Source organism: Trichococcus flocculiformis, assembly GCF_963662535.1.
In the GTDB taxonomy this organism is placed as follows: Bacteria; Bacillota; Bacilli; order Lactobacillales; family Aerococcaceae; genus Trichococcus; species Trichococcus flocculiformis.
Genome location: NZ_OY759718.1, coordinates 780343 through 792072 on the forward strand (window position 1 = coordinate 780343; position 11730 = coordinate 792072).

Annotated in this window: 9 protein-coding genes; 8 read left to right on the top strand and 1 reads right to left on the bottom strand. The window is 46.6% G+C overall.

The genetic code is table 11. From position 1 onward, the window contains the following. Positions 1 to 60: 60 nt before the first annotated feature. Positions 61 to 1446 (top strand): MATE family efflux transporter, encoded by a 1386-nt coding sequence (locus ACKPCD_RS04040; RefSeq protein ID WP_321434074.1) that lies wholly within the window; start codon positions 61 to 63, stop codon positions 1444 to 1446. Between the two features lie 138 nt (positions 1447 to 1584). Then, on the top strand, positions 1585 to 3588 hold the full coding sequence (tkt, locus tag ACKPCD_RS04045) for a transketolase (RefSeq protein WP_321434075.1): 2004 nt from the start codon (positions 1585 to 1587) through the stop codon (positions 3586 to 3588). 380 nt (positions 3589 to 3968) lie between these two features. Here the strand turns inward: tkt and ACKPCD_RS04050 are convergent, their stop codons facing one another. Further along, entirely contained in the window at positions 3969 to 4871 is a 903-nt protein-coding gene (locus ACKPCD_RS04050; RefSeq protein WP_321434076.1) for an ArsR/SmtB family transcription factor, read from the bottom strand. Between the two features lie 345 nt (positions 4872 to 5216). Here ACKPCD_RS04050 and arfA point away from each other — a divergent pair, with 345 nt between their 5' ends. From arfA to ACKPCD_RS04080, 6 genes are all read left to right on the top strand, one after another. Then, entirely contained in the window at positions 5217 to 6716 is a 1500-nt protein-coding gene (arfA, locus tag ACKPCD_RS04055; protein WP_321434077.1) for an arabinosylfuranosidase ArfA, read from the top strand. 14 nt (positions 6717 to 6730) lie between these two features. Beyond that, on the top strand, positions 6731 to 7960 hold the full coding sequence (locus tag ACKPCD_RS04060) for an extracellular solute-binding protein (protein WP_321434078.1): 1230 nt from the start codon (positions 6731 to 6733) through the stop codon (positions 7958 to 7960). 99 nt (positions 7961 to 8059) lie between these two features. Further along, the gene (locus tag ACKPCD_RS04065) at positions 8060 to 8983 is read left to right on the top strand and encodes a carbohydrate ABC transporter permease (RefSeq protein ID WP_321434079.1); all 924 of its coding nucleotides are present in this window, start codon (positions 8060 to 8062) and stop codon (positions 8981 to 8983) included. 5 nt (positions 8984 to 8988) lie between these two features. Beyond that, positions 8989 to 9828, top strand: a complete 840-nt coding sequence (locus ACKPCD_RS04070; RefSeq protein WP_321434080.1) for a carbohydrate ABC transporter permease — start codon at positions 8989 to 8991, stop codon at positions 9826 to 9828. A 14-nt stretch (positions 9829 to 9842) separates the two neighbouring features. Further along, positions 9843 to 10256, top strand: a complete 414-nt coding sequence (locus ACKPCD_RS04075) for a hypothetical protein (protein WP_321434081.1) — start codon at positions 9843 to 9845, stop codon at positions 10254 to 10256. 29 nt (positions 10257 to 10285) lie between these two features. After that, positions 10286 to 11728, top strand: a complete 1443-nt coding sequence (locus ACKPCD_RS04080; protein ID WP_321434082.1) for a glycoside hydrolase family 43 protein — start codon at positions 10286 to 10288, stop codon at positions 11726 to 11728. Positions 11729 to 11730: the final 2 nt, after the last annotated feature.

Sequence of the window (11730 nt, forward strand, 5' to 3'; positions counted from 1 at the left end):
CGTACATCTCTGGTATAATATAAATCAGCAAGGCCAAGGATCATCAAATGGAGGTGAAGGATGACAAAAGATATGACTGCCGGCAGTCCTGCGAAGCTACTCTTACTGTTCGCGATTCCGATGCTGATCGGGAATATTTTCCAACAAGTGTACAGTTTAGCCGACACAGTCATCATCGGCAGGACTTTGGGAGTGGAGGGATTGGCGGCCATCGGATCGGTCGGCGGAGTACTCTTTTTTATTCATGGCTTTGGGATTGGGGTCACTTCTGGTTTAGGAATCGTCATCGCGCAGCGTTTTGGCACGAAAAATGAGGAGCGTATCCGGAAAAGCATCACAATAAGCGTCTGGATAACCCTTTTCACGACTATCCTCATCACAATTTTGAGCGTGTTGTTCGCTGAAGAGATTCTACTGCTCATGAATACGCCGGTAGAAATACTTAAGGAAGCCGAAGCTTACTTTTTGGTCCTGATGTGGGGTTCGGTGGCGATCATGGCATTCAATTTGTTGAGCAACATCTTACGTTCACTGGGTGACAGCAAACTTCCGTTGGTCATCCTGATGATTTCTTCCATATTGAATGTGGTATTGGATTATGTGTTCATTGTCTGGTTTTCTATGGGAGTCGCAGGAGCAGCACTTGCGACAGTTGCTGCGCAATTATTCGCCAGTTTTCTCTGTTTCGTATACATCCGGGAAAAAATGGCGGTTCTGCGCTTTTCCAAAGAAGATTGGCGTATGCAGCCCGCGGACTTCTCTTTGCCGTTGAAAATTTCGCTCCCGATTGGTCTGCAAGCCTCCATCATTTCAATCGGTTTGATTGTATTGCAGAAAAGTCTGAATCGCTTCGGACCGGAAGCAGTTGGTGGATACGCCATCGCCCAAAAATTGGACATCATGGCAACCTTGCCGATAGCCTCCATCGGTATCGCAATGGCCACTTTCGCAGCCCAAAACTACGGTGCCGGATTATATTCACGGATTTGGGAAGGCGTGCGTATCAGTTTGCTGTTGACCTTCGTCTACAGCATTGTTTTAGGAGGAGCGCTTTTGTACTTCGGGACGGACATCATTCGGCTATTGTTCAAACAGAATGATCCGGCCGTATTGGCGTATGCGCACACATATTTTATTGCGACGGCCAGCTTCTACCTTGTATTGGCGACGCTGATCATTTTGCGGTATACGCTGCAAGGGGTGGGCGATAATACCGCGCCTACCTTTGGAGGTGTGATGGAGATGGTCGCACGCGTCCTTGTTCCGTTGGGATTTTCCGGTCTGCTGGGCTACCAAGCTGTTGCTTTTGCCAACCCCGTTGCTTGGGTAGGAGCTACTATTCCCATGATGTACGCCTATCGTCAGTTGAAAAGGAAATTGACCTTATTGGAAGAGAATAGAATCAAGGAAGCTGGGAGTGAGCGATTGGTGGAACTGTCGGATTGATAATCCATTATTGATGCATATCTAAGTTAATAAATTGATATAAACCGATTCGGAATATGTTATAATAAGATTAAATCATGATTAAAAAAGTTTGTTGAGGAGTTCAATACTAGATTCACTATCTTGAGGAGGAAAAAAATGTTTGATCAAATTGATGAGTTAGCAGTTAATGCAGTACGTACACTTAGCATCGACGCCGTACAGAAGGCCAATTCAGGGCACCCCGGTTTACCGATGGGAGCCGCTCCGATGGCCTATGCGCTTTGGACAAAACATTTGAAAGTCAACCCTAAGAACAGTTTGTGGGTAGACCGTGACCGTTTCGTATTATCAGCTGGACATGGGTCATCCATGTTGTACAGCTTGTTGCACTTATCCGGCTTCAATGTGAGCCTGGACGACGTGAAGAACTTCCGCCAATTCGGCAGCAAAACACCTGGACACCCGGAAGTGCATGACACGGACGGCGTGGAAGCGACGACTGGTCCTTTGGGACAAGGGATCGCGAATGCGGTAGGTTTCGCGATGGCGGAAGCGCACTTGGCTGCTACTTACAACAAAGAAAACTTCCCGGTTGTGGATCACTATACATATTTCTTGAACGGCGACGGCGATCTGATGGAAGGTATCTCCCACGAAGCAGCCAGCTTGGCCGGCCACCTGAAATTGGGAAAACTGATCGGTTTGTACGACTCCAATGATATTTCCTTGGACGGCCCGACTTCGAAATCCTTTACGGAAGATGTAGCTGCCCGTTTCGAAGCTTACGGTTGGCAACATATCTTGGTGAAAGACGGCAACGATCTGGAAGCCATCTCGAAAGCCATCGAAGAAGCGAAAGCTGAAACCGAAAAACCGACTTTGATCGAAATCAAAACCATCATCGGCTTTGGTGCTCCTGATGCAGGAACACATAAAGTGCATGGCGCTCCATTGGGAGCGGAAGGTGTTGCCTTCGCGAAAGCGGCGTATGGCTGTGTGAATGAAGCTTTCTGTGTACCTGCTGAAGTTACTGCCCGTTTCAATGAAAAAATGGTCGAAGCAGGTCAGCAGGCTGAAGCAGCCTGGACAGCACTGTTCAACGACTACAAAGCGGCTTATCCGGAATTGGCGCAACAGTTTGAAGCTGCCATGGCCGGTAAATTACCGGAAGGCTGGCAAGACAAACTGCCGACTTATGAAGTGGGCAGCGCAGCCAAAGCAAGCCGTGTGACCAGTGCTGAAGCGATTCAAGCATTGGGTGAAGCGGTACCTTATTTCTGGGGCGGTTCTGCGGATTTATCGTCTTCAAACAACACAATGATCAAATCGGCAAGTGATTTTGAACCGGGCAACTATGCCGGCCGCAACATCTGGTACGGCGTGCGCGAATTCGCGATGGCCGCTATCATGAACGGCATCGTTCTGCATGGCGGAACCAGAACGTATGTAGGAACCTTCTTCGTCTTCACTGACTACTTGCGCCCAGCGATGCGTTTGGCTGCCATTTCGCACCTGCCTGGCACTTACGTGATGACGCATGACTCAATCGCGGTCGGCGAAGACGGCCCGACGCATGAGCCAGTGGAACACTTATCCAGCTATCGCGGCATGCCGAACCTGACGGTTCTGCGTCCTGCCGACGGTAACGAAGTCAGTGCTGCATGGGAAATCGCGGTGTCTTCAGCGGACAAACCAACGATGTTGGTGCTGACGCGCCAAAACTTACCTGTTTTGGAAGGTACAAAAGAAATGGCTCGCGAAGGCGTGAAAAAGGGTGCTTACGTACTTTCACCGCAACAAGGCGAAACGCCTGCCGGCATCCTGATCGCAACCGGTTCGGAAGTGAACTTGGCTGTTGAAGCGCAGCAACAATTGCGTGAAGCCGGAGCGGACGTTTCTGTCGTCTCCATGCCGAGTTTCGATCTGTTTGAAGCGCAGGATGCTGCCTACAAAGAGCAAGTCTTGCCTGGCGCAGTCCGCAACCGCATGTCCATCGAAATGGGCGCGACCTTCGGTTGGGAACGTTATGTTGGCCTGGACGGATTGGCTTACGGCATCGACACTTACGGTGCAAGCGGCAACGGCAACGTGGTAATGGCGGAATATGGCTTTACTACTGAAAAAGTGGTTGCAGCCTATCAAGCAAAATTCGCAAAATAAACTTCCTAACGGATGAACAAAAAAGCATGGGCTGTCTCGAAATTGAGGCAGCCCACGCTTTTTTTGTCCTTGTCCAGAGTTTTTGCATCGGAAATGCCGTTTGATCAGATCAAACGCATCAGGATGAAAATGATCCCTGACCTCCGGTAAACAAAGGCCTTACCGGAGGTCGGACAACATTTCGGGGTGCGTTCTCCGATAAGCGGGGACTCGCCGGGGTTGCGGCCTGAAGTTACCGTTGTGCTCCGGCGAGCGCGGCTTCGCCGGAGCAGAGGCTTTCCTTCGATTGCCGCTATCGCTATGCATCTCCGTCAATCGAAGGAAAGCCAAAAAAGCTGCGGTCCACTCGAAAGGAGTGGGCTGCAGTTTTCTGGTGCTTATCAGGAATAGTAGGCTTTGAAGTTGATGTCCTGGTCATGATTCCCGAATTTTTTGCCGAACAGGGTTACGCCTCCGACATTTTCAGCATCGGGCTTCACTTCGATGCGGATTTCCCATGTTTCGGCTGTCTTATTCAGATCCGATATGCTGACTTGGGAAAGCGGGTCTCCGTCCATGTAAGTGCCGTGGTGGGTTACCCTGAGTGTCTTCAATAAACCGTATTGGTTCAAATTCGAGGGCCACCAAGATGGATTCAGCTTTCCGCGCGTATCCGCGAAGTCGCCTGGGCTCGTCCATGTGCCCAACTCTGTTCCGTTCAAGGTGAATGTGATATCGGACGGCCAAACATCATTCGAAAAAGGAAATTCGGAACTGATTTCCATGCTGATGTCAATCTGCTCCAGTGTGTCATCAGGCGTCAGGAAGTTGGGAGTTTTGTATTCCACATAGCCTGCAGTGAACCAAAGGATGCTGGCGTCCATTCGCCCAGAGTCCATGAAGTATTTCGGTTCATCCACCTGACCGATGAAATCTTTGGAATCAGCCAAGCCGCATGTCGGTGTGACATGATAATCCGTGTAGTGGCCGATTGGAATGGCGGTATCGAAGGTTTCGAAGGAGTGGTAGATTTTCTTCGGAAAATGGATGTCGATATGATCGACTTTCAGGATGGATACTTTTTGGAGACCGGATATGCCAGGAATCCTTTCCGTTTTGATGATACCAACGGCTTCGAGTTTTTTGATGTGCTTTGAAATGATGGCGCTGCTTAGATTCAGTTCAAGCGCGAGATCTTTCACATTCATTTTTTGTTTGGATAATAATTGGATGATCTTTAAGCGTATATCGCTGGCCAATGCCTCATATACAGCCAAAGATGATTCGGATATGTCCAATTGCATAAGCTCACCTCATTTTTCATTTCTGTTAATGATATTGTTCATCACTGTATGTGATAAATATAAAAGTTTATCACTTGTCTGTCAATAGGTTGGCTTACATTACTATTTGAGTTAACCAAAAAAAGATATATTTCACACAGTTTTATGAAAATGCTGAGTGAAAAGAGCGTGATAACTGTATTTATGGACATGGTTAACAAATGTGTTGATTAAACTTGGGGTATATTTGCTAAAAAGGAGTAATTTGTGTTGACAACGTTTGCATAGTTCGATATTATTACCTCATAAGTTAATTTTATTAATCTTAGTAAACTAAAATGTTAACTAAGTTAGTAAGGAGGACAAATGGAAGCGAAATTATCGGTCAACAGGCAGAATACCATCAGCAAAATAGATAAGCGTTTGTATGGTTCGTTCATAGAACACTTGGGAAGGGCTGTATATGGCGGCATTTACGAACCGGAACACAAAAATGTCGATGCAGAAGGCTTTCGGACAGATGTAAAAGAGGTAGTGGCCGAACTGAATGTACCGCTTATACGGTATCCTGGAGGCAATTTTGTATCGGGGTACAAGTGGGAAGACGGAATCGGGCCAAAAGAGACGCGTCCGAAGAAGTTGGACTTGGCGTGGCGCTCGCTGGAAACAAATCAGGTAGGCATCCATGAATTCGCCAAATGGGCAAAAGAAGTCAATGCAGAAGTGAACATGGCAGTCAATCTAGGCACGCGTGGCATCCAGGAAGCTGTGGAATGCTTGGAATACTGCAATTTTGACGGCGGAACCTATTGGAGCGATCTGCGCAAGCAGAACGGATCGGCAGAACCTTTCGGAATCAAGACCTGGTCGCTCGGCAATGAAATGGATGGGCCATGGCAGATCGGTCATAAGACCGCAGACGAATACGGACGCTTGGCGGCAGAAACGGCTAAAGCGATGAAATTGGTCGATGACAGCATCGAATTGGTCGTTTGTGGAAGTTCGACCAGCAAAATGCCGACTTTCGGTGACTGGGAACGGATTGTCTTGGAACATACCTATGATTATGTCGACTATCTTTCCTTGCATTGCTATTATGGAAATAAGGAAAATGACATAGGCAATTATCTGGCACAATCGTTGGATATGGATCGCTTCATCAAAACGGTGGTTTCCATCTGCGATTTCGTTAAAGTAAAAAAAGGCAGCGACAAACAGATCAATCTGTCGTTTGACGAGTGGAACGTCTGGTATCACTCCAATGATCAAGATAAGGAATTGGAACCTTGGCAAATTGCGCCGCCGCTATTGGAGGATATCTACAATTTCGAAGATGCCCTCATGGTAGGCTGCTTGCTGATTACGTTGTTGAAAAATGCTGACCGCGTCAAGATTGCTTGTCTGGCCCAATTGGTTAATGTCATCGCACCGATCATGACTGAAAAGAACGGAGATACATGGAAACAAACCATTTTCTACCCGTTCATGCAAGTATCCAACTATGGAAGAGGAGTGGTGCTGAATCCACGTGTTGAATCAGAAACGTATCAATCGAAGGACTTCGCTGAAGTACCTTACATCGAAACGATTGCTGTGCACAATGATGAAACGGGTGAACTGGTTATTTTTGCAGTAAACAGATCCGAGGACAGAGAAATCGCGTTTACTTTTGAGGAAGAAGGATTTGGACTGGAAAGCATCCTAGAGGCAACGGAGCTGGCCGGATACGATAAAAAAGATACGAACGCAACCGATCATGATTTGGTCAAACTGCAAGAAAAATCGGATGTGGTATTGAAAGATGATGCATTTTCGACTGTTTTGAAACCGCTATCCTGGAATGTTGTCAGATTGAAAACTAAATAAATGGAGGAAATAAAATGAAAAATGCACACAGAAAATTCTTATCAGCAGCGACTTTGGCCGGAATTACCTTATTGGCAGGTTGCGGTAACGCAAATACGATTACATTCTGGAATCCGTTGACCGGGGACGATGGTGCTTACATGGATGCTTTGGTGGCAGAATACAACGAAACAGATCCTGAGTTCCCTGTAGAAAGTGTCATCACTGCCGATATGTACACCAAAATTTATACAGTCATGAACTCAGGCAAAGATATCCCGGATTTGACGCTGATCCATGCCGACCGTGTTCCTCAATTTGCTGATTTGGATATGCTGGAGCCGATCGAAGGCCTGATGGCGACAAATACCGATCTGTCCGCTGACAACTACCTGGAAGTTGCATGGAACGCCGGGAATTATGAAGGGACCCAGTACACGGTTCCATTGGATATCCATGGAAATGCGATGTACTACAATACTGATTTGTTGGACAAATATGATGCAAATACTTTCTTGGATGACGATGTGGTAACGATTGAGGAAATCCTATCATTGGACGGGAAATTGGATGAAGGCCAGTATGCAATCAACAACGCCTTGATCGAATGGGTAACATTAGCGAATGTCGTCAATGCGGGTGGTGATATTTCTGACGAAGCCGGAAATCCTACTATCAACACGGATGCGATGCGTTCGGTAGTGGAACAATTGAAATCCGTAGCGGATGCCGGCCTGATGTCACCTTACGGAGAAGATGGCTATGCGATGTTCCAATCGGGAGATGTTCTGTTCTCGACTGACGGAACCTGGACATCCACAGCACATGGTTCAGTCGAAGGTTTGAACTTTGGAGTTACCAACATCTATTCTGTTACACCTGACAAATTTACGAATCGCTCTTCTGCCCACTTGTTCTCATTATTGAACAACGAAGACAGAACAGATGAAAAAGAACAAGGGGTCGCCGATTTCTTAAGCTGGATGCGTGAAAACTCGCTCGACTGGGCAGGTGCTGGTCAAATCGTTGCAAGTAAAGAAGTATTCGAGAGCGAAGAGTATCAACAATATCCGCAGTCTTTCTTCACTAGCTCTGATGTCGAGAAGGAAGCTTCCTACATTTTTGACTACAAATATTACAGTTATGTTGAATCAGCTTTGGGTACTGTTTTATCCGATATGATCTACGGCAACATCACAATCGATGAAGGTTTGGATCAAGCACAAAAAACAGTTGAAGACTTGATTGCTGAAAATGCTAGCTGATCTGCCAAACGCAAAAGTATGAGAAGGAAGTAATTAAAAAAATTCATACGGCGTTCTTAATCGGAATCGCTGTGTGAATTTTTTTGAAAGGAAGATAATATGCAAACATCTGAAGCTTTATCAACCAACACCAACGCTAAAGACAACAAGAAGAAAAACTTTCAATTCCTATATTTCATTGGTCCACACTTGATTTTGTTCTTTGTATTTGTACTTTTGCCTATCATTTACGGTATTTATTCTTCATTCACACAGTGGAACCTGATTTCCGATCAGACTTGGGTAGGTTTGAACAATTATAAGACGATTCTGTTGGATCAGGATTCGACGTTCTATTTCCAATTCCGAAACGGTCTGAAAAATACCTTGCTCTTTGTACTCTACACGATTCCATTCCAAATTCTTTTTCCATTGCTGATCGCGACCGTCATGCAGCATAAAGGTCTGAAGTTCAAAGGTCTGTTCCAGGCTATCTTTTATGTCCCTGGGCTCGTTTCAGCTTCAGCAGGTGCTTTGATTTGGCTATTGATCTTTAATCCACGATTGGGTCCGATGAACAACTTGGTCAATTCCGATATTGTTTGGACAGCGCAACAGCCTTATGCTTGGATCGTCATTTTCGTGATGTCGATGTGGGGAGCGATAGGCGGCAATCTGATCATCTACCGTTCCGCTATGGCTGGCGTGTCGGAAGACCTATATGAAGCTGCTGAGATCGATGGCGCGGGTGCACTCAGGAAATTCATCAGTATTACGCTTCCTTCCATCCGTTTCCCATTATTTTATACATTCGTCATGTCCACTGCCGGGGCTTTCAATGTGTACGTTCAACCTTTGATGGCAACAAACGGGGGACCGAATCAGTCCACCACGGTCCTGATGATGTATATCCGCAATCTGGCATTCGGATCGGGTGAATCCGTTGCGGGTATGGCTTCAGCAATGGCCGTCTTATTGGGGTTAGTCATTCTCGCAGTATCAGCCCTGCAATTCTATGTCATGACGAAAAGATCGAAGGGGTGAAATAAATGAAAAAAAATAATATTTCCAAATATTTTGCGTATGCTTTCCTGATTCTGTTGGCACTTGTCTGGTTGTTCCCGGCGCTGTTCGGACTATTCACATCCTTCAAATCCCAAGGCGATATCATGGAAGTGGGCTTCCGGATGTTCCCTGCCAACTGGATCGTCACCAATTACCTGAAATTGTTGCAGAATACATCGAGTGCACCGATCATCACCTGGTTCTTCAACTCCCTGTTCGTTTCGACAACGCATGCCTTACTGGTTGTGGTGGTCGTCTCGCTGGCTGCGTTCGGCTACACAAGGGTCAATTTCAAAGGGCGGGATGCTTTATTCTATGGCGTACTTGCCATCTCGATGTTCCCTTCAGCTGTGAATATCATCCCTTCCTATAAAATAGTCGACACGCTGGGTTGGGTGAATACATACTTGGCAGTCATCATCCCTGGTTTGGGTGGAGTAGGAAATGTGTTCCTGGTTCGTCAATTCATGCAGAATATCCCGGCGGAATACGATGAGTCAGCAAGAATGGATGGTGCTTCGGACTTTGTGATCTATAAAAGCATCATCTTGCCGTTGGTCAAACCGGTTCTGATTGTTGCGGGCATGTTCTCTTTTGTCGGTTCCTGGAATGACTTCCTCTGGCCGACCATCGTCTTGAGTGACGTAAAAAAAATGACGATAACAGCAGGGCTGCAGTTGCTGCAGGACCTGTACGGTAATTACGTAATGATCGGACAATTGATGTCGGCTGCGGTAATCGCGATGATTCCGACCGTGCTTCTGTTCGTGTTCGCTCAAAAATATTTCATTGACTCATTGAATCTAAATGTGGGTATTAAGTAACGGGGTGTTAAAAGATGAAAAGAACGTTGGAAAGAAATCTGTTAAGAGGCGGTGCTATCTGGAATCTCATTAACGGGACGGTTACGATACTCGGATACGCAACTTGGATCAAGACATCCGGAATCGGGGCACTGTCTTCCGGCATGTCAGCCGATATCAATTTCGATGGTTCTTTGATCGACTCCGTCTACACCATCGCGGTCGGGTATGGAATCCTGCAATTGATCATAGGTGTATTCAATCTAATCATTGTGCGTCGCATGCGGAATAATCAGATTCAAAAAAGAGTAGTCTTGTGGTTGGGTGGATTGTTGCTTTTTTCGGTAGCCACTCTCGACGTTATCGGCATCATCATCTATTCGGTACTGTTCGTCATCTATCAATCACGCAATAAAGCAATCCGATTGGCAAATCAAATGTCACTCTAATAAAGAAAAGATAAGGAGGGGTCGTACTTTTGCGGAAAAAGTTACTTTTTGGCCTGACAGCCGCGGTTTTGTTGACTGGCTGCGGGGATGAAATGGAAGATACGAATACCGATTCGAATCAGACTATCAGCCTGAATCAAGATTTTCGGGAAGCTGCCGTCCATGATCCGTCCATCATCTATGCTGACGATCACTATTATGTCATCGGTTCGCATCTGGCGTTCGCAAAGAGTCCGGACTTGATGAATTGGGATCAATTGGCGACGAGTGTTTCGACAAGCGAGTTGTTCGAGGACGTCACCGTTTCGTTGGCGGAAAGCTTCAATTATGCCAGAACGGATACGCTCTGGGCAAGCGACATAACCCAACTGAAGGATGGGAAATACTATCTTTACTATTGTTTCTGTGAAGGCAGCAGCCCGCTGTCGACTTTAGGGGTGGCTGTATCGGATTCGATCGAAGGACCCTACGAGGACAAAGGCATCTTTTTGACATCCGGAACGGTGAGTGTGACCGGTGCGGCATTCGATGCGACGGAAGAGCCGAACGTCATTGATCCTCACGTTTTTTATGACGAGGAAGATAGACTGTGGATGGTATATGGCTCCTACTCAGGAGGCATTTTTATACTTGAGATGGATTCCGCAACCGGATTTCCGAAAGAAAATCAAGGCTATGGCAAAAAGTTACTGGGCGGCAACCACAGCAGGATCGAAGCGCCTTATATTCTGTACAATAAAGACACGGAGTACTATTATCTGTTCCTGTCCTTTGGCGGGTTGGACGCAAGCGGCGGCTACAACATAAGGGTCGCGCGGTCGAAGAATCCCGATGGGCCGTATGAGGATGCAAGCGGCAATGCGATGATGGATGCAAAAGGTGAAGAAGGCAGCTTTTTCGATGATGAGGCGATAAAAGACTACGGAACCAAGCTTATCGGTAATTTTGAGATCACGAATGAACAGGACATCCCGGTCGGCGGTTATGTGTCGCCTGGGCATAATTCAGCCTACTACGATGAAGTTGAGAATAAATACTATATCATTTTCCACGCACGTTTTCCGAACAAAGGTGAGCATAATGAAGTGCGGGTACATCAACTATTCTTTAATTCAGATGGCTGGCCGGTGATTGCGCCGATGAGATATGCCGGGGAGTCCCTAGATACTTTGGAAACGGCGGATATAGCAGGGGATTACCGCTTCTACAAAATGGACAATGCAATCGATGCCGATTACGAAGAGGAACTTGCGCTGACGTTGACTACTACGCACCTTGCCTACGGTCAAGGCGGAGGATACTGGAAAGGGTCGGAATTGCCGAACGAATCGAGCTTGGTCCTGAATTTCACCGAATACAAGGGCTACTTCATCAGACAATGGGATGAAGTGAACGGAGTCGAAACGACGACTTTTTCAGGCATGTCCGCTGAAGGGAAAGCCCTGTTCGGCATCAAAAAAACAGAAGATTAGAG

Bases quoted from the DNA above. Each gene is read 5' to 3' on its own strand.
- ACKPCD_RS04040 (WP_321434074.1), top strand. From the start codon at position 61: ATGACAAAAGATATGACTGCCGGCAGTCCTGCGAAGCTACTCTTACTG.
- tkt (WP_321434075.1), top strand. From the start codon at position 1,585: ATGTTTGATCAAATTGATGAGTTAGCAGTTAATGCAGTACGTACACTT.
- ACKPCD_RS04050 (WP_321434076.1), bottom strand. From the start codon at position 4,871: ATGCAATTGGACATATCCGAATCATCTTTGGCTGTATATGAGGCATTG.
- arfA (WP_321434077.1), top strand. From the start codon at position 5,217: ATGGAAGCGAAATTATCGGTCAACAGGCAGAATACCATCAGCAAAATA.
- ACKPCD_RS04060 (WP_321434078.1), top strand. From the start codon at position 6,731: ATGAAAAATGCACACAGAAAATTCTTATCAGCAGCGACTTTGGCCGGA.
- ACKPCD_RS04065 (WP_321434079.1), top strand. From the start codon at position 8,060: ATGCAAACATCTGAAGCTTTATCAACCAACACCAACGCTAAAGACAAC.
- ACKPCD_RS04070 (WP_321434080.1), top strand. From the start codon at position 8,989: ATGAAAAAAAATAATATTTCCAAATATTTTGCGTATGCTTTCCTGATT.
- ACKPCD_RS04075 (WP_321434081.1), top strand. From the start codon at position 9,843: ATGAAAAGAACGTTGGAAAGAAATCTGTTAAGAGGCGGTGCTATCTGG.